Source organism: Azospirillum sp. A23 (genome assembly GCF_042938965.1).
Classification (GTDB): domain Bacteria; phylum Pseudomonadota; class Alphaproteobacteria; order Azospirillales; family Azospirillaceae; genus Azospirillum; species Azospirillum melinis.
Window position 1 is genome coordinate 2682260 of sequence record NZ_CP170667.1, and the last position, 20498, is coordinate 2702757.

The 20498-nt window shown below is 68.7% G+C and carries 24 protein-coding genes; 7 read left to right on the plus strand and 17 right to left on the minus strand.

Going from position 1 to position 20498, the window contains the following annotated elements; all coding sequences use genetic code 11:
* The 3 genes from hslU to ABNQ40_RS30135 all read right to left on the minus strand — a co-directional run bounded on the left by hslU (position 1) and on the right by ABNQ40_RS30135 (position 3543).
* Entirely contained in the window at positions 1–1347 is a 1347-nt protein-coding gene (gene hslU, locus ABNQ40_RS30125; protein WP_109052248.1) for an ATP-dependent protease ATPase subunit HslU, read from the minus strand.
* 5 nt (positions 1348–1352) lie between these two features.
* Positions 1353–1916, minus strand: a complete 564-nt coding sequence (gene hslV, locus ABNQ40_RS30130; protein ID WP_098740902.1) for an ATP-dependent protease subunit HslV — start codon at positions 1914–1916, stop codon at positions 1353–1355.
* A 103-nt stretch (positions 1917–2019) separates the two neighbouring features.
* Entirely contained in the window at positions 2020–3543 is a 1524-nt protein-coding gene (locus tag ABNQ40_RS30135) for a S1C family serine protease (RefSeq protein WP_109052247.1), read from the minus strand.
* Between the two features lie 135 nt (positions 3544–3678).
* Here ABNQ40_RS30135 and hisB point away from each other — a divergent pair, with 135 nt between their 5' ends.
* The 7 genes from hisB to ABNQ40_RS30170 all read left to right on the plus strand — a co-directional run bounded on the left by hisB (position 3679) and on the right by ABNQ40_RS30170 (position 7944).
* On the plus strand, positions 3679–4302 hold the full coding sequence (gene hisB / locus ABNQ40_RS30140) for an imidazoleglycerol-phosphate dehydratase HisB (protein WP_044550958.1): 624 nt from the start codon (positions 3679–3681) through the stop codon (positions 4300–4302).
* 61 nt (positions 4303–4363) lie between these two features.
* The gene (gene hisH, locus ABNQ40_RS30145) at positions 4364–5008 is read left to right on the plus strand and encodes an imidazole glycerol phosphate synthase subunit HisH (RefSeq protein ID WP_109052246.1); all 645 of its coding nucleotides are present in this window, start codon (positions 4364–4366) and stop codon (positions 5006–5008) included.
* 4 nt (positions 5009–5012) lie between these two features.
* Positions 5013–5552: a GNAT family N-acetyltransferase gene (locus ABNQ40_RS30150; RefSeq protein ID WP_109052245.1), complete on the plus strand. Its 540-nt coding sequence runs from the start codon at positions 5013–5015 to the stop codon at positions 5550–5552.
* A gap of 49 nt (positions 5553–5601) precedes the next feature.
* Positions 5602–6348, plus strand: coding sequence for a 1-(5-phosphoribosyl)-5-[(5-phosphoribosylamino)methylideneamino]imidazole-4-carboxamide isomerase (gene hisA / locus ABNQ40_RS30155; RefSeq protein ID WP_109052244.1), 747 nt, complete (start codon positions 5602–5604; stop codon positions 6346–6348).
* Positions 6348–7133: an imidazole glycerol phosphate synthase subunit HisF gene (gene hisF / locus ABNQ40_RS30160; protein WP_109052243.1), complete on the plus strand. Its 786-nt coding sequence runs from the start codon at positions 6348–6350 to the stop codon at positions 7131–7133. Before hisA ends, hisF begins: the two co-directional genes overlap by 1 nt.
* On the plus strand, positions 7126–7533 hold the full coding sequence (locus ABNQ40_RS30165) for a phosphoribosyl-ATP diphosphatase (protein ID WP_247880117.1): 408 nt from the start codon (positions 7126–7128) through the stop codon (positions 7531–7533). The genes hisF and ABNQ40_RS30165 overlap by 8 nt, the downstream gene beginning before the upstream one ends.
* Positions 7534–7575: 42 nt before the next feature.
* Positions 7576–7944 carry a histidine triad nucleotide-binding protein gene (locus ABNQ40_RS30170; RefSeq protein ID WP_109052242.1) on the plus strand — a complete coding sequence of 123 codons (369 nt, stop codon included), beginning with the start codon at positions 7576–7578 and terminating at the stop codon, positions 7942–7944.
* Positions 7945–7966: 22 nt separating this feature from the next.
* Here ABNQ40_RS30170 and ABNQ40_RS30175 read toward each other — a convergent pair whose 3' ends face one another.
* From ABNQ40_RS30175 to pnp, 14 genes are all read right to left on the minus strand, one after another.
* Complete coding sequence (locus ABNQ40_RS30175; protein WP_109052241.1) at positions 7967–8365, minus strand: helix-turn-helix transcriptional regulator; 399 nt, start codon at positions 8363–8365, stop codon at positions 7967–7969.
* Positions 8366–8389: 24 nt separating this feature from the next.
* Entirely contained in the window at positions 8390–8965 is a 576-nt protein-coding gene (locus ABNQ40_RS30180) for a Smr/MutS family protein (RefSeq protein ID WP_109052240.1), read from the minus strand.
* A 139-nt stretch (positions 8966–9104) separates the two neighbouring features.
* Positions 9105–9941 (minus strand): shikimate 5-dehydrogenase, encoded by an 837-nt coding sequence (locus ABNQ40_RS30185; protein ID WP_109052239.1) that lies wholly within the window; start codon positions 9939–9941, stop codon positions 9105–9107.
* A 47-nt stretch (positions 9942–9988) separates the two neighbouring features.
* Entirely contained in the window at positions 9989–11440 is a 1452-nt protein-coding gene (ccmI, locus tag ABNQ40_RS30190) for a c-type cytochrome biogenesis protein CcmI (RefSeq protein WP_109052238.1), read from the minus strand.
* Positions 11440–11910, minus strand: a complete 471-nt coding sequence (locus ABNQ40_RS30195; protein ID WP_109052237.1) for a cytochrome c-type biogenesis protein — start codon at positions 11908–11910, stop codon at positions 11440–11442. Before ABNQ40_RS30195 ends, ccmI begins: the two co-directional genes overlap by 1 nt.
* A complete protein-coding gene (locus ABNQ40_RS30200) occupies positions 11910–12464 on the minus strand; it encodes a DsbE family thiol:disulfide interchange protein (protein WP_109052236.1) in 555 nt (184 codons plus the stop codon). The genes ABNQ40_RS30195 and ABNQ40_RS30200 overlap by 1 nt, the downstream gene beginning before the upstream one ends.
* 13 nt (positions 12465–12477) lie before the next feature.
* A complete protein-coding gene (locus tag ABNQ40_RS30205) occupies positions 12478–14484 on the minus strand; it encodes a heme lyase CcmF/NrfE family subunit (RefSeq protein ID WP_109052235.1) in 2007 nt (668 codons plus the stop codon).
* A 7-nt stretch (positions 14485–14491) separates the two neighbouring features.
* Positions 14492–14956 carry a cytochrome c maturation protein CcmE gene (gene ccmE, locus ABNQ40_RS30210; protein WP_109052234.1) on the minus strand — a complete coding sequence of 155 codons (465 nt, stop codon included), beginning with the start codon at positions 14954–14956 and terminating at the stop codon, positions 14492–14494.
* Positions 14953–15198: a heme exporter protein CcmD gene (gene ccmD, locus ABNQ40_RS30215; RefSeq protein WP_109052233.1), complete on the minus strand. Its 246-nt coding sequence runs from the start codon at positions 15196–15198 to the stop codon at positions 14953–14955. The genes ccmE and ccmD overlap by 4 nt, the downstream gene beginning before the upstream one ends.
* 5 nt (positions 15199–15203) lie before the next feature.
* Entirely contained in the window at positions 15204–15986 is a 783-nt protein-coding gene (locus ABNQ40_RS30220; RefSeq protein ID WP_247880115.1) for a heme ABC transporter permease, read from the minus strand.
* Positions 15987–16221: 235 nt separating this feature from the next.
* Complete coding sequence (locus ABNQ40_RS30225; protein ID WP_109052232.1) at positions 16222–16692, minus strand: EVE domain-containing protein; 471 nt, start codon at positions 16690–16692, stop codon at positions 16222–16224.
* On the minus strand, positions 16689–17114 hold the full coding sequence (locus tag ABNQ40_RS30230) for a VOC family protein (protein WP_109052231.1): 426 nt from the start codon (positions 17112–17114) through the stop codon (positions 16689–16691). Before ABNQ40_RS30230 ends, ABNQ40_RS30225 begins: the two co-directional genes overlap by 4 nt.
* Before the next feature lie 115 nt (positions 17115–17229).
* A complete protein-coding gene (locus ABNQ40_RS30235; protein WP_109052230.1) occupies positions 17230–17943 on the minus strand; it encodes a YafY family protein in 714 nt (237 codons plus the stop codon).
* A gap of 136 nt (positions 17944–18079) precedes the next feature.
* The gene (pnp, locus tag ABNQ40_RS30240; protein ID WP_109052229.1) at positions 18080–20191 is read right to left on the minus strand and encodes a polyribonucleotide nucleotidyltransferase; all 2112 of its coding nucleotides are present in this window, start codon (positions 20189–20191) and stop codon (positions 18080–18082) included.
* Positions 20192–20498 lie beyond the last annotated feature (307 nt).

Here is a 20498-nt window from a genome sequence, read left to right on the forward strand (position 1 = left end):
TCACAGAATGAACTTCGACAGGTCCGCATTCTTCGCCAGCCCGCCGACCCGTTCCCGCACCAGGGCGGCGTCGATGGTGACCGTCTCGCCGGCGCGGTCGCTGGCAGCGAAGCTGATCTCCTCCAGCAGGCGCTCCAGCACCGTGTGCAGGCGCCGCGCGCCGATGTTCTCAACGGAGCTGTTGATCTCCGCCGCCAGCCGGGCCAGCTCGTCGATGCTGTCGTCGGTGAAGACCAGATCGACCTCCTCGGTCTTCATCAGTGCCTTGTACTGGCGGATCAGGCTGGCTTCCGGCTCGGTCAGGATGCGCTTGAAGTCGTCCTGGCTCAGCGCCTTCAGCTCGACGCGGATCGGCAGGCGGCCTTGCAGTTCCGGCAGCAGGTCCGACGGCTTGGCGACGTGGAAGGCGCCCGACGCGATGAACAGGATATGGTCGGTCTTCACCGGACCGTGCTTGGTCGACACCGTCGTGCCCTCGATCAGCGGCAGCAGGTCGCGCTGAACGCCTTCGCGGCTGACGTCGGCGCCGCGGGCTTCGGAGCGGGCGGAGATCTTGTCGATCTCGTCCAGGAAGACGATGCCGTTCTGCTCGACCGCGCGGATCGCCTCCGCCACCACCTTTTCCTGGTCCAGCAGCTTGTCGGACTCTTCCGCCATCAGCACCGTGTGGCTTTCGGCCACCGACATGCGGCGGGTCTTGGTGCGGCCGCCCATCATCTTGCCGAACATGTCGTTCAGGTTCAGCATGCCCATCTGGGAGCCCGGCATGCCGGGGATGTCGAAGGTCGGCATGCCGGCCGGCGCAGCGGTGTCGGCGACCTGGATTTCGATCTCCTTGTCGTTCAGCGTGCCCTCGCGCAGCATCTTGCGGAACTTGGCGCGCGTCTCGGCACTGGCGCTGTCGCCGCACAGCGCGTCGAGCACCCGCTCCTCCGCCCGCAGTTCGGCCTTGGCGGCGACCTCCTTGCGCAGCCGCTCGCGGGTCAGGCCGATGGCGGCCTCCACCAAATCGCGGACGATCTGCTCGACATCGCGCCCGACATAGCCGACCTCGGTGAACTTGGTCGCTTCCACCTTGAGGAAGGGAGCCTGGGCCAGCCGGGCGAGGCGGCGGGCGATCTCGGTCTTGCCGACACCGGTCGGACCGATCATCAGGATGTTCTTCGGCAGCACCTCTTCCCGCAGGCCCTCGGGCAGCTGCTGCCGGCGCCAGCGGTTGCGCAGCGCGATGGCGACCGCGCGCTTGGCCTCGTTCTGGCCGACGATGTAGCGGTCGAGTTCGGAAACGATCTCGCGCGGGCTGAAGGCGGCGGTGTCGGCAGAGACGGAAGCGGATTGAGTCGTCATGGCGCTCACAGCTTTTCCAGGGTGACGTTTTCGTTGGTGTAGACGCAGATGCCGGCGGCGATCTTCATCGCCTTGCGCGCCACGGCTTCCGCATCCATCCCGTCGATGTCGATCAGCGCACGCGCCGCCGACAGGGCGTAGGAGCCGCCGGAGCCGATGCCGATCAGCCCGTCCTCCGGCTCCAGCACATCGCCGTTGCCGGTCAGCACGAGACTGACGCTCTTGTCGGCCACCGCCATCATCGCTTCCAGGCGGCGCAGATAGCGGTCGGTGCGCCAGTCCTTGGCCATCTCGACGCAGGCGCGGGTCAGCTGGCCGGGATACTGCTCCAGCTTGCCTTCCAGCCGTTCGAACAGGGTCATCGCATCGGCGGTGGCGCCGGCGAAGCCCGCCATCACCGTGCCGCCGGCCAGCCAGCGGACCTTGCGCGCGTTGGCCTTCATCACCGTCGGGCCGACCGAGACCTGCCCGTCGCCGGCGATCACCACCTGCCCGTTCTTGCGCACCGACAGGATCGTCGTGCCGTGCCACTGGATGGGATCGTGAGGATTGGACGCTGGATAGGTCATGCGGGAACCACGCTGGAGAATGGGAAACGTCCCCGCTGCCCCGGATCCGGGGCGCCGTCGCAGGCGCATGGACCTTGCAAGTCGTGGCGGCAGGGCATCCGGTCTATGTGGGAGGGGCAATGTCCCCGTCAAGCATATCGCCATCCGATGTGTCCTCTTCCCACAGGGACTCGACCGGGCCGTTCCGGCGCGCTTTGCCCGGTTTGGGTGGAGCGGCGGACGGCGGCGGACCGGCCGGATCCGCCCCCAGCCGGTCGAGCAGCGGACCGAGCGCCAGGAACTCGACCAGACCGGCAGGGGTGGAGATGGAACGGCCGGCGGAGGGCGCGATCCCGACCAGCGCGCCGCTGCCGTCCAGCAGCGGGTCGCCCGCCTCGGTCACCGCGGTCAGCACGGCGGCCGAGCCCAGATCCGCCTGGATCAGTGTGGCGGCACCGCCGGCATCGTCGGCAGGCAGCCTGCCGACGATGCCGGCGACCTCCCGTCCCCGTCCGCCGGAGATCGCCCGCACCGGCTCGCTGACGCGCAGGGCCGCGGTGCGGACGGGCAGGGCGGGCAGCCGGGCCGGCACCCGCACCAGGGCGAAGCCGCTGACAGGGTCGCGCCCGACCACCCAGCCGGTCAGTTCCACCCCACGGGCGGGCCGGACGGTGACGGTGGGGTCGGATCCCGGCAGCGGGGCCAGCAGCACCGCCTGCACCTCGCCGGCCGCATCGGTCTCGCCGATCACCAGCCCATGCGACCGGCCGACCGGCCGTCTCGCCGATGCGGGCCGGCCGGATCCGGCCCCGGTCCGCAGCAGCAGGCGGCCTGGACGGTACGCTTCGGACCCCACAGCCGGGGCAGGGGCGGCGGCGTCCGGCGTCAGCGGGGTGGGGCCGGATCCGGCCGGCGCCGTCACGGGAAACAGGGCCGGCGGAGCCGACGGCGGCGGCTGGGATTGGGGCCGAGACTGGGGCAGGGCACCGCCCGACAGCAGGGCGCGGAAGCCGCCGTCGGCGGCGAGCGCCTCGACCGCGGCGGCGAAGGCCTCCTCGACCAGCAGGGTGTCGCCTTGCGGCACGCCGCTTTCCTGGGCAATGGCGCCGGTGGTGACCACGCGGTGCACCAGCCCGCCGCCACGCGCGTCGTAGACCGTCCATTCCACCTTGACGCTGCCGGTGCCGGAACTGCCCTTGCTGCTGCCGGTCAGCCAGTTGGTGCGGTGGCACAATTCCAGCTGCACGTCGCGCAGGTCGCCCTGCACGGTGAAGCGGGCGCGGCTGCGGTTGCCGTCGGGGTTGTCGGGACCGCCGGGCCGGCCGACCACATCGAAACCGGCGGCGGTCATCGCCTCGGCGAAGCGCTCGTCGAAGGTGGAGCCGCGCCGCATGTTGACGCCGCTGGTCCAATAGACGTCGTCATAGGGCGGGGCGCAGTCGATGCCCCAGACATAGCGGCCGATCTGCATCCCGCGCCGCATCGACCCGATGGTCAGCTCGCCGAAGCGGAAGGGCGCCGTGGTTCCGGCGGCCATCGGCGGCGCCGTTCTGGCGACCGGCGGGGGCGGGGACAGGCCGGCGCATCCGGCCGGCAGCAGGCCGAGGAGGATCAGGACTGCGGCGAAAAAGCGCGGATGGTCGGTCATAAGCGGATATGCACGCAGGAAGTGTATAGAACTCTACCCTGCACACGTCCGTAGGACAATCGTCGGAATGGACAGGCCGCGCATCAATCGTGCCGGATGCTGGCGCGCAGGGATGCTTCCTGCTACAAAACCGCCATGGACCAGACCCCCATCAATGGCGGCCGCCGCGCCTCGATCGAGCGGAACACCACGGAGACCCGGATCCGGGTCGCGCTGAACCTTGACGGCACCGGCGTCTACGACGTCAAGACGGGGGTCGGCTTCCTCGACCATATGCTGGAACAGCTGTCGCGCCACAGCCTGATGGACCTGACGGTCCTGGCCGACGGCGACCTGCACATCGACTATCACCACACGACCGAGGACACCGGCATCGCCATCGGCATGGCGGTGGCGAAGGCGCTGGGCGACCGCAAGGGCATCCAGCGCTATGGCCATTCCTATGTCCCGATGGACGAGACGCTGACGCGGGTGGCGCTGGACTTCTCCAACCGGCCCTACCTGATCTGGAAGGTGAATTTCACCCGCGACAAGATCGGCGATTTCGACACCGAGCTGTTCCGCGAGTGGTTCCAGGCCTTCGCCATGGCCGCCGGCGTGACGCTGCACGTCGAAAACCTGTATGGCGAGAACAACCACCACATCGTGGAAAGCTGCTACAAGGCGCTTGCCCGCGCGCTGCGCGCCGGGGTGGAGATCGACCCGCGCAAGCGCGATGCGGTGCCCTCCACCAAGGGCACGCTCGGCGGATCGCTCTGACGGCGGGGACCGCGGTCCAACCATCCCCCTCCGCCGTCCTATCGGAAGGTTTGTCACGTTCATGGAAACGGTCGCGCTGATCGATTACGGCTCCGGCAACCTGCGCTCCGCCGCCAAGGCGATCGAGCGCGCGGCCGGCGAAGCCGATGCGTCCTACACTGTCCTCGTCACCTCCGACGCCGATGCCGTCCGCCGGGCCGACCGCGTGGTGCTGCCCGGCGTCGGCGCCTTCGCCGATTGCAAGCGCGGCCTGTCGGAAGTGCCGGGCATGCTGGAGGCGCTGGAAGAGGTGGTGCACCGCCGCGGCCGGCCGTTCCTCGGCATCTGCGTCGGCATGCAGCTGATGGCGGAGCGCGGCCGCGAATATGGCGTGACCGAGGGGCTGGGCTGGATCCCGGGCGAGGTGGCGAAGCTGGAGCCGACCGATCCGGCCCTGAAGATCCCGCACATGGGCTGGAACGAGCTGAACATCCGCCACCCGCACCCGGTTCTGGCCGGCCTGCCGGAAGGCAGCCACGCGTATTTCGTCCATTCCTACCAGTTCAAGCTCGCCGATCCCGACACGCTGATCGCGTCCGCGGACTATGGCGGGCCCTTCGCCGCGGTGGTCGGGCGCGACAATCTGGTCGGCACCCAGTTCCATCCGGAGAAGAGCCAGGCGACCGGCCTGGCGCTGATCGCCAATTTCCTGCGCTGGAAGGTCTGACGAGATGGCCGAGATCGCCATCGACAAGGTCGATGCGCTGAAGACCGCCGACCTGCACGACCTGTGCGACGCCGCCGACGACGCCATCCGTGCCGGCGGCGGCTTCGGCTGGGTCGAGCCGCCGCCGCGCGATGTGATGGAACGCTATTGGAAGGGCGTTCTGGTGGTGCCGGAACGGGTGATGTTCGTCGCCCGCCTGGACGGGGTGGTGGCCGGATCCGCCCAGCTGGTCAAGCCGCCGCGCAACAACGAGGCCCAGGCCCACGCCGCCCAGCTGACCACCAGCTTCGTCGCCCCCTGGGCGCGCGGACACGGCCTTGCCCGCCGCCTGACCGTGGCGGTGCTGGAAGAGGCGCGCGCCGTCGGCTTCAAGGTGCTGAACCTCGATGTCCGCGTGACGCAGGATGCGGCCATCGCGCTTTATGAATCGCTCGGCTTCAAGCGCTGGGGCACCCACCCCTTCTACGCGCTGGTGCAGGGCAAGCCGCTCGCCGGACATTACTACTGCAAGGATCTCGAGCCTGCGCAACAGCCGCCGGCCTGATGACCGCCCGCCTGACAACCGCCAGCCACGCCATAGGAAGACGCCCGCGATGATCATCTACCCCGCCATCGACCTCAAGGACGGTGCCTGCGTCCGCCTGCTGCGCGGCGAGATGAGCCAGGCCACGGTCTTCAACACCGATCCCGGCGAACAGGCCCGCCTGTTCCAGAGCCAGGGTTTCGAATGGCTGCATCTGGTCGACCTCAACGGCGCCTTCGAAGGCAAGCCGGTGAACGGTGCGGCGGTCGAGAGCATCCTGAAGTCGGTCACCATTCCGGTGCAGCTCGGCGGCGGCATCCGCGACCTGAACACCATCGGCATGTGGCTGGAGAAGGGCATCAGCCGCGTCATCCTGGGCACTGTGGCGCTGCGCGATCCGGAGCTGGTGAAGGCGGCTTGCCGCGAGTTCCCGGGCAAGATCGCCGTGGGGATCGACGCGCGTGAAGGCTATGTCGCCGTGGCCGGCTGGGCCGAGACCTCCGACATCAAGGCGCTGGATCTGGCGCTGAAGTTCGAGGATTGCGGCGTCGCCGCCATCATCTACACCGACATCAACCGCGATGGCGCCATGGGCGGCGTCAACGTCGAATCCACCTCCGACCTCGCCTTCCACCTGACCACACCGGTCATCGCGTCCGGCGGTGTCTCGTCCATCGAGGATTTGAAGGCGCTGAAGGTCGAGGAGGACACCGGGATCGAGGGCGTGATCTGCGGCCGGGCGCTGTACGATGGCCGGATCGATCCCAAGGAGGCGCTCGCCCTCTTGTCCGCCCCCGCCGTCGAGGACGCCGACTGATGCTGAAGATGCGTGTCATCCCCTGCCTGGACGTCAAGGACGGCCGGGTGGTGAAGGGGGTCAATTTCGTCGATCTGGTCGATGCCGGCGATCCGGTGGAGCAGGCCCGCGTCTATGACCGCGAGGGGGCCGACGAGCTGACCTTCCTCGACATCACCGCCAGCCACGAGAACCGCGACACCATCTTCGACGTGGTGCGGCGGACGGCGGAGCAGGTCTTCATGCCGCTGACCGTCGGCGGCGGCGTGCGCACGGTGGACGACATCCGCAAGCTGCTGCTGGCCGGCGCCGACAAGGTGTCGATCAACACCGCGGCGATCCACCGTCCGGAATTCGTGCGCGAGGGGGCCGAGAAGTTCGGTGCCCAGTGCATCGTCGTCGCCATCGACGCCAAGAAGGTGGCTCCCGGCAAGTGGGAGGTCTTCACCCATGGCGGCCGCAACGCCACCGGCATCGACGCGGTGGAGTGGGCCAAGCGGATGGAATCGCTGGGAGCCGGCGAAATCCTGCTGACCTCGATGGACCGTGACGGCACCAAGAGCGGCTTCGACCTGGAGCTGACGCGCACGGTGGCGGACAGCATCCGCGTCCCGGTGATCGCGTCGGGCGGCGTCGGCACCCTCGACCATCTGGTGGAGGGCATCCGCGAAGGGCACGCCACCGCGGTGCTCGCCGCCTCGATCTTCCATTTCGGCACCTACACCATCGGTCAGGCCAAGGCCGCGCTGAACGCCGCCGGCATCCCGGTGCGCCCGGCCAAGGCGCTGGAGACGACGAATGGGTGACAAGAAGGCCGCAGAAAAAGCCGGCGAGAAGGCTGTCGAAAAGGCCACCGAGAAGGTGCCGGCCCCGCTAGGTGCCCCATTCGGAGCCGAGGTGCTCGACCGCCTGTTCGTCACCGTGCAGGCGCGCAAGGGGGCGGATCCGGAAACCTCCTACACTGCCAAGCTCTACAGCCGCGGCACCGCCAAGATCGCCCAGAAGGTGGGCGAGGAGGCGGTGGAGGCCATCCTGGAGGCCGTACGCGGCGACAAGGCGGCGCTGGCGGCGGAATCCGCCGACCTGCTCTATCACCTGCTGGTGCTGTGGGCCGATCTCGGGCTGGACCCGGCGGAGGTCTGGAGCAAGCTTGCCCAGCGCGAGGGCACCAGCGGCATCGACGAGAAGAAGTCCCGCAAGGCCTGAGCAGGGCTTGATCCGGGACTCCCCAGCAAGAGGACGCATGCGATGGCCAAGAGCTATGACGCCAACAATGTGTTCGCCCGCATCCTGCGCGGCGAAATCCCGTGCAAGAAAGTGCATGAGACCGAACACGCGCTGGCATTCCACGACATCGAGCCGCAGACCCCGACCCATGTGCTGGTGATCCCGAAGGGCGCCTACACCGACATGGACGACTTCACCGCCAAGGCGTCGGAGGCGGAGATCGCCGGCCTGTTCCGCGCGGTGGGCGAGGTCGCCCGCATGGTCGGCGCCGACGGTCCCGGCTACCGCATCCTGTCCAACTGCGGCGAGGCCGCGCATCAGGAAGTACCCCACCTGCACATCCACCTGTTCGCCGGCCGCGACCTGGGGCGGATGCTCGGCAAGGCCTGATACCGCCCGGCGCCGGTAGCCTCTACCTCCGGCGCATCCCCACCCGGCGCCGTGCCCCCTTCTTCGGCGGCACGGCGTCGAGGATCGCCAGGATCGCCGCGATCCCGTCCTCGTCCAGATCGCCGATCCGTTCCGACAGAAGGTTGGCGAGTTCCGTCGCCCGCGCGCTCAGGCCGGAGGTGTCCACCGTCACGCGTGGGTGGGACAGATCCGCCAGCCGTTCCAGCTCCTCCGCCTCGTCCCAGATGATGCCGAAATAGGCGCAGATCTGCCGGACCAGCTGGGGGGAGGGCTGGCCGCGCTTGCCATGTTCCAGCGCCGACAGATAGGCGGACGAGATGGACAGGTCGGTCGCCATCTGCTTCAGCGTCACGCCCCTGGCGTCGCGCAGCGACCGGACCCGTTCGCCGAACGGGGTCATGTGGAGTCCCTGACTGTTTGGGACCTAGTCCTTACGGTCGCGCCGCCGTTTGATCAAGACATACAGCGCACCGTCGCCGCCATGCTTGGGCTGGGCCGGCTGGATCGCCAGCACCATCGGGCGCAGGCCCGGATCCGCCAGCCAGCGGGGGGTCGCCTGACGCAGCACGCCCAGGCTGCCGAAACTGCCCTTGCCGGTGATCACCAGCACGCAGCGCCGCCCCTCGTTCCAGGCGCGGTGGACGAAGCCGGCGAGCGCGTGGTGGGCCTGCGCCTGGGTCATGCCGTGCAGGTCGATGCGGCCGTCGATCTCCAGCTCGCCGCGGCGGAACCGGTCGCCGGTGCGGCGGTCGATGTTGGCGGTCGAACCGGGCGTCAGGGGCGGGTGGGCCGCCCGCGAGGGCCGGGCCGGGCCGGGGAATTGCTTGGCGGTCGGCGGCGGGGCGAGGCTGGTCGCCACCGGCTCCTCGACCAGTTCCGCCATGGTCGCCACCGGCTCCGCCTCCACCTCTACGGCGCGGCCCGGCATCGGTTCGGCGTCGCGCATGGCGATCCGCCACAGGCGCCGCTCGTCGGGCGTGGGCAGTCGTCTGCGGGTCATCGGCGCGGAACCTTCTGCGGACAAGAAAAAGGCGGTGCCAACGGATAAAGCCCGTCGGCCCGCCCCTGTCAATGTGTGTTGCCGCGCTGCAAAGAAAAAGGGCGCGCGGGAAATGATGCCAGGGAAACGATGTGCCGGTTCAGCCCTGCGACCAGGCGGCCGCCGCCGCGATCTGCTCGTCGGTCGGACGCACGCCGGTGTACAGCACGAACTGTTCGAGCGCCTGCAAGGCGATCACCTCGGCGCCGGTGATCACCGGCTTGCCGGCCTCCCGCGCGGTACGGATCAGCGGGGTTTCGGCCGGCATGGCGACGACGTCGAACACCTGCGCCGCCGCCTCGATCAGTGTCGGCTCATAGGCGAGTGTGTTGGCCTCCGGTCCGCCGGCCATGCCGAGCGGCGTCACATTGACCAGCAGCGATCCCTCGGCGATGCCCGTGCTGTCCGGCTGCCAGGGCAGGCTGTACTCGTCGGCGAGCCGGCGGCCGGTCGCCTCGTTGCGGGCGATCAGCGTGCCGTTGGTGAAGCCGGAATCGCGCAGGGCACACAGGACCGCGCGGGCCATGCCGCCGCTGCCGCGGAGTGCAAAGGGCAGGGCGGGCGAGACGTCGTGACGGTCCAGCAGGGTGCGGACCGCGAGATAGTCGGTGTTGTAGCCGCGCAGCCGGCTGCCGCCATCCTCGGCAGTGTCGTTGACGATGGTGTTGACCGACTGCAACCCGGCGGCCGACGGGTCCAGCTCGTCGAGGAAGGGGATGCAGGCTTCCTTGAAGGGCATCGACACGCCGCAGCCGCGGATGTTCAGCGCCCGGATGCCGGTGATGGCGCCCGGCAGATCCTTGGTGGTGAACGCCTTGTAGACGTAATTCAGCGAGAGGGCTTCATAGAGGTGATTGTGGAAGCGCGTGCCGATGTTGCTCGGGCGACCCGAAAGCGAAATGCACAGGCGCGTGTCTCTGTCGATCTTGTGGGGCAACCAAGCCTCTCCTTGCCGCAATACGGTTCTGGACGTTGTCCGGCGGGTCAGCCGCCGGCCTTCAACGCGTCCAAACGTCCTTTCAGCAGAGTGTATTCCGGATCGCTCGGCTTGAACTGGGCGATCAGATTACCCCAATGGGCGGCGGCCTCGTCCTTGCGGCCCGACATCATGGCGTCGAGGCCGAGCAGCCACAGCGCATCCTTGTTGTCCGGCTCCGCCTTCAGCGCCAGCCGCAGGGCGGAGGTTGCCTCTTCCGGCAGGGGCTTCGGCGTCTCGTTGCGCGGCTGGGTCTGCAACACGGCGTTGGCGTAGGCGACCTGCACGTCGGCGCGGTCCGGCGCCCGCTCGCGCGCCTTGCGGGCGGCGTCCAGCGCCTTGGCGGTGTCGCCCAGAACGCCGTAGGAGCGGGCGAGCTTCAGCCAGCCATCGACGTCCGACGGGTCGGCGTCCAGCCGGGCGGCGAGGTTGGCGACCATGCCGCGGATCATCTCGTCCTGGCCTGCCGCGTTGCCCTGGGGGTTGGCCTGGGCATTGGCCGTCCCATTGCCCTGCGCGTTCGGGGCCGCCTGCTGGCCGCCTGGCTGCCCTTGGGCCGCCTGTTCCTTCTGCTCCGGCAGCAGCGGCTGCGGCGTGACCTTGGCGGGGTCGAGGTTCAGCGCCACCGCGGCCTCGCGGATCTGGTCGCGCACCACCGGCACCCACGGCGCATCGGCGGGGGATTCCGCCATCAGCGCGCTCCAGCGGTCCAGCGCCCCCTGCTGGTCGCCGGCCTGGAAGCGGGCGAGCGCGGCGAAGAAGCGGGCGCGCGGGTCCTTGGGCTCCTTCGCCAGCACGGCGTCGAAGGCGGCCACCGCCTCCTCCGGCACCATGCCGTCGTTGGCGGACACCAGCGTCTCGGCGAACAGCCCCTGCACCTCGACATCGTCCCTGTTCAGGGCGACGGCATGGCGCAGCGCGTCGGCGGCATCGCCGTTGCGGCCCATCTTGGCATAGGCTTGCCCCAGGATCAGCCAGCCCTGGATGTCGCTCGGGTTCTCGGCCAGCTGGGCCTTCAGCTTGTCCATCGCGGCCAGAACGCTCTTCGGTGGGCCGCCGCGCTCCTGCTCGATGTTGCGCGAGGCCAGCGGCTGGGCCGGCAGATCCGGGCGGCCGACCGTGCCGTAGACGGCAAGCGCGCCGACCGGCAGCACCAGCGCCAGCAGCACGGCCAGAATACGGGCACTGCGCGGGGCGACGCCGCCGCTGCTGCCGGTCGCCACGGTCTTCTCGGCGGTCGCCAGCATGCGCCGGGCGATCTCCGCCCTGGCCGCCTCGGCCTGGGCGTCGTTGATCAGGCCGCGCGCACGGTCGCGCTCCAGCTCGTCCAGCTGGTCGCGGTAGACCTCGCGGTCGAACTCCTCCCGGTCGGGGCCGGATCCGGCCGTGCGCAGAAGCGGCGGCACGATCAGCAGCAGCACGGCCGCGGTCAGGACGGCGGCGAAAATCCAGAACAGCATCACTCGTCTTTCCGCAGCAGGGCGTCCAGCCGCCGCCGCTCATCCGCGCTCAGGGGCGCGGTGTCGGCGCCGGCGGCAACGCCGCGCCGCCCGCGCAGGAACAGGAAGGTGCCGGCCGCACCCAGCAGCAGCACGGCGAAGGGACCGATCCACAGCACCAGCGTGGTCGCCTTGAAGGGCGGCCGCAGCAGCACATAGTCGCCGTAGCGGTCGGTGACGTACTCCATCACCTTGTCGTCGCTGTCGCCGGCCTTCAGCCGGTCGCGCACCAGGAGGCGCAGGTCGCGGGCCAGCGGCGCGTTGCTGTCGTCGATGGACTGGTTCTGGCAGACGAGGCAGCGCAGTTCCTGGCTGATGGTGCGGGCGCGGTTTTCCAGCGCCGGATCCGGCAGAACCTCGTCCGGCTGGACCGCCAGGGCAGGAGAGAGTGTCGACAGCGCCAGCAGGGCGGCGAGGAGGAGTCGCTTCATCAGCCCTGCCTCAGATGCTTGACCATCGGGAGGATCTGCTCCTCCACCACCTGCGGGGTCAGCGGGCCGACATGCTTGAAGCGGATGCGGCCCTTGCGGTCGATCAGGTAGCTCTCCGGCACGCCATAGACGCCCCAGTCGATCGACACCCGGCCATCCTGGTCGGCGCCGATGGCGGCATAGGGGTTGCCGTTGCGCGACAGCCAGGTCAGCGCGTCCTCCGGCTTGTCCTTGTAGTTGATGCCGTAGACCGTCACCCCCTGCTCGCGCGACAGGCGGGTGATGACGGGATGCTCCGCCTTGCAGGGGATGCACCAGGAGGCGAAGACGTTCACCAGCGTCACGTCGCCGGCCAGCCTGGCGGAGGACAGGCCGCCGGCCCCCGGCTGTCCCTGGACCATCTGGCCCGGAATGGCGGGCAGGTCGAAGGTCGGGGCCGGCTTGTCGATCAGGGCCGACGGGATGTCGCGCGGGTCGCGCTCGAACCCCAGGAAGAAGGCGACGCCCACCCCGATGAACAACAGGAAGGGCAGCAGGTACAGAAGGCGGCGCATCGTGTCTTTGTCCTCATTCGGCCGGCAGCGGAGCCGACTTGCCACCGGTTTTCCCGGCCGCGCGGCGGCGTTCCGGCGCGCCGATGCGGAAGCGGCGGTCGGTCAGGCTCACCAGCCCGCCCAGCATCATTCCGATGCCGCCGATCCAGATCCACGGCACCAGCGGGTGGTGGTAGATGCGGACGATCCAGGCGGTGCCGTTCTGCGTCGGGTCGCCCAGCGCCACATACAGGTCGGAGAAGACCGTGGTGTGGATGGCCGATTCCGTGGTGGTCATGCGGGTGGTGCTGTAGCTGCGGCGTTCCGGCTCCAGCGTCGCGACGCGCTGGCCGTCCTTCGTCACCGTGAAGATGCCACGCTCCGCCTTGAAGTTCGGGCCGTCGACCAGCCCGACGCTGTCGAACTGGAACTCGTAGCCGGCGACGCTGGCCCGGTCGCCCGGCTTCATCGCCGTGATCGATTCCGTCTGCCAGGCCGAGGTGCCGGTCATGCCGAGGATCGACAGGCCGACGCAGGCATGGGCGATGGTCATGCCCCAGGCGCTGCGCGGCAGATGCACGGCGCGGTTCCAGCTGTTGCGGAACGGGGTGCGGAACAGGGCGATGCGGTCGGCGAACTCGACCAGCGAGCCGACGAAGGCCCAGGCGGCAAGGCCGATGCCGACCAGTGCCAGCAGCGGACCGCTGCCCGCCTTGACATAGGCGGTGACGGCGACGGCGGCCACCACGGCGACGGCGGCCACCCACAGCCGCGTCAGCGCGGCTCCCAGATCCGCCCGCTTCCAGGACAGATAGGGGCCGACGACCATGGCGATCACCATCGGGATGGCGACCGGAACGAAGGTGGCGTTGAAGAAGGGGGCGCCGACCGACACCTTGCCCAGCTTCATGATGTCGAGGAACAGCGGATAGAGCGTGCCGATGAACACCGTCGCCGTCGCGGTGGACAGCAGCAAATTGTTCAGCACCAGCGCCCCTTCGCGGCTGATCGGTGCGAACAGGCCGCCCGCCTTCAGCGTCGGCGCCCGCAGGCTGTAGAGCAGCAGCGAGCCGCCGGTGGCGATCGCCAGCAGCACCAGGATGAAGATGCCGCGCTTGGGATCGACGGCGAAGGCATGGACCGAGGTCAGGATGCCGGAGCGCACCAGGAAGGTGCCCATCAGCGACAGCGAGAAGGTGACGATGGCCAGCAGGATGGTCCAGCTCTTCAGCGCGTCGCGCTTCTCCACCACGATGGCGGAGTGCAGCAGCGCCGTGCCGGCCAGCCAGGGCATGAAGGAGGCGTTCTCCACCGGGTCCCAGTACCACCAGCCACCCCAGCCCAGCTCGTAATAGGCCCACCAGGAGCCCATGGCGATGCCCATGGTCAGGGTCGACCACGCCGCCAGCGTCCAGGGCCGCACCCAGCGCGCCCAGGCGGGATCGACCCGCCCCTCGATCAGGGCGGCGACGGCGAAGGAGAAGGCCATCGAGAAGCCGACATAGCCGGCATAGAGGAAGGGCGGGTGGAAGGCGAGACCGGGGTCCTGCAACAGCGGGTTCAGGTCGTTGCCGTCGATGGGCGCCGGAATCACGCGGATGAAGGGGTTGGAGGTGATCAGGATGAACAGCAGGAAGCCGACCCCGATCAGCCCCTGGACAGCCAGCACGCGTGCCTTCAACGTCGGCGGCAGGTTGCGCCCGAACACGGCGACGGCGGCGCCGAAGATCGTCAGCATGACGATCCACAGCATCATCGAGCCCTCGTGGTTGCCCCAGACGCCCGACACCTTGTAGAGCATCGGCTTGGCCGAGTGGCTGTTCTGCACCACGTTCAGCACGCTGAAATCGGACACCACATGCGCCCAGGTCAGCGCCGCGTAGGAGAGCAGCACCAGCAGCATCTGGGCGATGGCCGCCGGCACCGCGACGTTCATCCAGGCGCCGTTGCGGGTGGCGGCGCCGACCAGCGGCGGCACCGACTGCACCAGCGCCACGAACAGCGCCAGCACCAGCGCGTAATGGCCGAGTTCGGGGATCACGGGTCCGCTACTCCTTCTTCGCCGTCTTCGTCGCGGACTCCGCCGGGTTTTTGTAGACGCCGGCCTGCTTCAAGGCCTCCGACACCTCGGGCGGCATGTAGTTCTCGTCATGCTTGGCCAGCACCTCGCGCGCGACGAAGACGCCGCCGGTCATCCGGCCCTCCGCCACCACCCCCTGGCCCTCGCGGAACAGGTCGGGCAGCTGGCCGCGGTAGCGGACGCTCACCGTGTGGGCGGTGTCGGTGACGCGGAAGGCGGTGGTGACGCCGTCCGGCTGCTTCTGGACGCTGCCTTCCTCGACCAGCCCGCCCAGACGGAAATTGCGCTCGCCGACCTGCTGCGTCTGCAGCTGGCTCGGGCTGTAGAAGAAGACGATGTTGTCCTGGAAGGCGGTCAGCGCCAGGGCGGTCGCCGAACCCAGCCCGAGAAGGGCGAGGCCCAGCATGTAGAGGCGGCGTTTCTTGCGGGTCATCCTTCGCTCGCTTCCGCCGGCGTTCCGGCGGTCTGATCGGCCGCTTTCCGGCCAGTGCTGTTGGAGCCGTTGCGGGTGCGGCGGCGGGGGGGCCGGGCGCTTTCCAGCGCCTTCAGCGTCGCCTCGGCGTCGCGCAGCCCCTTCCAGGTGGCGACCAGCAGCCCCAGCAGGACGATGGTGGCGATGCCGTAGGCCGGCCAGACATAGGCGGCATACCCGCCCATATGGAGAAATTCGGTCATCGTCCTTACCCCCGCATCCCGTCCGTCACGCCGCCCTCGCCGGCAACTCCACCGGCAACTCCACCGGCAGGCCCGCCGGCAACCGCCAGCCGCAGCGTCTGGATCTTGCGCTGGGCGATCTCGGTGCGCACGCGCAGCAGCACGACCGACAGGAAATAGGCGGTGAAGGCGCCGGCCATCACCAGCAGCGGCGTCAGCATGCTGGGGTCGATGCTGGGGCCGCCCATGCGCACGACGCTGGCCGGCTGGTGCAGCGTGTTCCACCAGTCGACCGAGAACTTGATGATCGGCACATTGACGATGCCGACCAGCAGCAGGACGTTGCCCGCCTTCATGCCGCGCTGCGGATCGTCGAAGGCGTTCACCAGGGCCATGTAGCCGAGATAGAGGAAGAACAGGATCAGCACGCTGGTCAGCCGGGCGTCCCACACCCACCAGGTTCCCCACATCGGCGCGCCCCACAGCGACCCGGTCACCAGGCAGACGAAGGTGAAGCCGGCGCCGATGGGGGCGGCGGCCTTGGCGAACAGGTCGGCCAGCGGGTGCTTCCACACCAGGCCGCAAGCCGCGGCGATGGCCATGTTGGTGTAGACGAACAGGCTCATCCAGGCGGCGGGAACATGGATGTACATGATCCGCACCGTCTCGCCCTGCTGATAGTCGGGCGGCGAGCTGAACAGGCTGAACCACAGACCGAGGATCGTCAGGATCACGGTCGCCCCGGCGCACCACGGCAACAGCAGAGCCGACAGGCGCAGGAAGCGGGCGGGGTTGGCGAAACGATGCATGGAACGATGGCCCCGGTACGGGATGACCTTGGTCAGGCTTGCGGACGATATAAGCGCATGTATGGCGGACTGCGAGGGGTTTCGCCTTGATCTCGGTCAGGCCGATCCGCCATTCGTTCGTACTCTGACACCAAGGTATGAGGCGCCCCGGACCTCCGGCGGCGCCCCTATTCCCCGGTGTGGGACGCCGGAGACGGGGCTTTTCATCCCCCGCGCGCCGGTGATTTTTCCCCGATCAGGCCGCCATCGCCTTCTGCGCCGCCACCCGCATCGCCTCCGCGATCAGGTCGAAGTCGCGCAGGCTGACCGGCAGCAGGCCGAAGCGGAAGGGATAACCCCAGTTCCGCACCCCGGCGGTCAGCTCCAGCCGGTCCAGCAACGGCTGGATCGGCGCCTCCTCCGCCGGCCACCAGGACACGTCGCGGCGGAAGGGAATGAAGCCGCCGCCCATGTCGAACCGGTAGGGCTCGCCCGGCAGGATCGTGCCGATGGCGGTGAAGGACTTCAGCCCGTCCGCCGCCCCGAACCTGTCGGTGGGGGAATAATACACCACCCGGTCGTCCGCCTGGATCCGCCGCAGCGGGGCGGCCTTGCCGTGGCAGACCTGCATGAAGCCGCCGGACCGTCCGCGCCGGACATGCTCGGCGCTGGCGACCGCGATCCAGGCTGCGAACGGGGCGCCAGTGCGCTCGCTGCCGCCGCTCACGACCGCACCTGTTCGGACTGGGCTTCCTCACCCCGGTTGGGTGCGAACACGCGCAGGCGATGGCCGTCCGGGTCCTGTGCAACGAAGGTATGACCGAAATCCATCGCGGTCGGCGGTTGCAGGATGGTCAGGCCGCGGCCGCTCCAGTCGGCGTGCAGGTCGCGCACCGCGGCCTCGTCGGCGACCGTGAAGGCGATCTCCCCGCCGCCGGGCGCGGTCGCCGCCGGCTCCACCGTGTGGCGCGACCACAGGCCCAGCATCAGCCCGTTCCCCGCCTTGAACATGGCGAAGGTGGGCGAGGCCTCCACCGGCGGCCGGCCCAGCAGGTCGGCATAGAAGGCGGCGCTGGCGGCCGGACTGTCGACATAAAGCAGGACGAAATCGAGGGCGAGGGCGGCGGCAGCGGTCTGGGTCGCGGTCATGGTCGGCTCCGGTCTTGAAGGATTGGGGCGGGGCGGTTTGTTGAGCGCCCTCACCGGCAAAGCCAAGACTAGGCGGGAATGCTGACAGTTTCCGTCAGCATGGTGTCAGCCCCAGTCATCCCTTTTGCGGGATGCCCTCCGCCGTGCGCCACTCCTTCAGCATCGCCTGCCGGCGGCGGGGATAGCGGGCCTCGCTGGCGGTCAGCGCCAGGATGCGGTCGGTGCGGAAATGGCGGAAGGACTGGCGCAGCTCGCACCACGCCACCATCACCCGCACCCGGTCGAAGAAGCCCAGCGCGAAGGGCCAGACGATACGCCGGCTCTCCGACCCGTCGCGGTCGCGGTAGGCGATCTCCAGCTTGCGCTCCCCGCGGATCGCGCCGCGTATGGTCGCCAGCTCGGCATCTCCCGCCGAAAGATCGTTATCGCCTCCGGCGATGGGCACGCCCGGCCCGACCAGCAGGGTGGAGCCGTCCAGCCCCTCGCGCTTGTCCGGCGGCAGCACCGCCGCGATCTTGGCGAGCGCGTTGCGCGCCGCTCCGCCCAGCCGGCTGTCGCCGCGCTCCACCACCCAGCGCGACCCCAGCACCAGCGCCTCGACCTCCTCCTCGGTGAACATCAGCGGCGGCAGCAGGAAGCCGGCGCGCAGCAGATAGCCGACCCCCGGCTCGCCCTCGATCATCGCGCCCTGCGCCTGGAGCGTGGCGATGTCGCGATAGAGCGTGCGCAGGCTGACCCCCAGCTCGCCGGCAAGCGACTTGCCGCTGACCGGCTGGCGATGCCGCCGCAGAACCTGCATCAGATCGAGAAGACGTTCGGCGCGGGACATCGGGAACTGCGACAAAGGGAAGGGGTAGCCATAATGACACCCATAATGACAAAGGGCGCTCCCCGGTGGGAAGCGCCCTTTGTTATGGCAGGAGTCACCGGGCGGTTGCCCGGTGTTCCCGAACCTTATCGACGGATCACTCCGCCTTCTTGGTCAGGTCCTCGCCGGTGGCCTGGTCGACTTGCTTCATCGACAGCTTGACCTTGCCGCGGTCGTCGAAGCCGATGACCTTGACCTTCACCGAGTCACCCTGCGACACGACGTCCGACACCTTGCCGACGCGCTGCTGCGCCAGTTCGGAGATGTGGACGAGGCCGTCGCGCGAGCCCAGGAAGTTCACGAAGGCGCCGAAATCGACGACCTTCACCACCTTGCCGGTGTAGACGACGTTCATCTCCGGCTCGGCGACGATGCCCTTGATCCACTCGATGGCGGCGTCCGACTTCTTCTGGTCGACGGCCGAGACCTTGACGGTGCCGTCGTCCTCGATGTCGATCTTGGCGCCGGTCTGCTCGACGATCTCGCGGATCACCTTGCCGCCGGAGCCGATCACGTCGCGGATCTTCTCCTTCGGGATGTTGATCACGGTGATGCGCGGGGCGTTCTCGTTGACGCCTTCGCGGGCGCCGGTCAGCGCCTTCGACATCTCGCCCAGGATGTGCAGGCGGCCGTCCTTGGCCTGGCCCAGCGCGATCTTCATGATCTCCTCGGTGATCGAGGTGATCTTGATGTCCATCTGCAGCGCGGTGACGCCGACCTCGGTGCCGGCGACCTTGAAGTCCATGTCGCCGAGGTGATCTTCGTCACCCAGGATGTCCGACAGGACGGCGAAGCCGTGGTCTTCCTTGATCAGGCCCATGGCGATGCCGGCGACCGGACGGATCAGCGGCGCGCCGGCGTCCATCAGCGACAGCGAGGTGCCGCAGACGGTGGCCATCGAGGAGGAGCCGTTGGACTCCGTGACTTCCGACACGACGCGCAGCGTGTAGGGGAAGTCTTCCTTCTTCGGCAGCAGCGGGTGGATGGCGCGCCACGCCAGCTTGCCGTGGCCGATCTCGCGGCGGCCCGGGCTGCCCATGCGGCCGGCTTCACCCACCGAATACGGGGGGAAGTTGTAGTGCAGCATGAAGTGCTCGCGGTACTCGCCCTCGAGCGCGTCGATGATCTGCTCGTCCTGGCTGGTGCCCAGCGTGGTGACGACCAGCGCCTGGGTCTCGCCGCGGGTGAACAGGGCCGAGCCGTGGGCGCGCGGCAGCACGCCGACTTCCGACACGATCGGGCGCACGGTCTTGGTGTCGCGGCCGTCGATGCGGCGGCCGGTCTTCAGGACGGCGCCGCGCAGGATGTCGGCCTCCAGCTCCTTGAACTCGAACCCGATCGACTGGGCGTCGAATTCCTCGGCCAGCGTCTCGAGCGCCTTCGCTTTGGCGGCGCCGACCTTCTCGTAACGCGACTGCTTGACCGTCTCGGTATAGGCGGCCTCGACGGCGGCGCCGACGGTCTCGCGCAGGCGGGCCTTCAGGGCCTTGCGGTCGTAGGCCGGCTCCGGCAGGTCCCACGGCTCCTTGGCCGCTTCCTCGGCGAGGTCGATGATCAGGTTGATCACCGGCTGGAAGTTGGTGTGGCCGAACATGACGGCGCCCAGCATGACCTCTTCGGTCAGCTCCTTGGCTTCCGATTCGACCATCAGCACGCCTTCGACGGTGCCGGCGACGACCAGATCCAGATCGCTGTCGCCGACCTCGTCCCGGGTCGGGTTCAGAATGTACTGGCCGTTCTTGTAGCCGACGCGGGCAGCGGCGATCGGACCCAGGAACGGGATGCCGGAGATCGTCAGCGCGGCCGAGGCGCCGACCATCGCGACGATGTCCGGATCGTTCTCCAGATCGTGGCTCAGCACGGTGCAGACGACCTGCGTCTCGTTGCGGAAGCCATCGGCGAACAGCGGACGGATCGGACGGTCGATCAGGCGGCTGACCAGCGTTTCCTTCTCGGTCGGACGGCCTTCGCGCTTGAAGAAGCCGCCGGGGATCTTGCCGGCCGCGAACGCCTTTTCCTGGTAATTGACAGTCAGCGGGAAGAAATCGATGCCCGGCTTCGGCGCCTTGGCGGCGACGGCGGTGCACAGGACGGTGGTGTCACCATAGGTGACCAGAACCGCGCCGTTGGCCTGACGGGCGATCTTGCCCGTTTCCAGGACCAGCTTGCGGCCGCCCCACTCGATTTCCTTGCGATGAACAGTAAACATGGATTCTTTCCTTCCATCCGACACCCTGGAACGGCCGGATTGCCGCCCAAGGCCGGGGCCATCGGTCGTAGGACCCCGCGAGAAAACTGGAGATACGGTGTTCGACAACAGGACCAAATCAATCGAGGTAGAGGCGCTGCGGATGCAAAAAAGGCCGGTCCCCGAATAAACGGGCCGGCCTGTCCATCACGAAACGCTCAAGATCGAGTTTCTATTGCCAATAACCAATGAGGTGTTCCGGAACGGTACAGGTGAACGAAGACTTGCCTTGTTCCGCTGTTCCGGTGGGAAACCCCCGGCCGGTGGC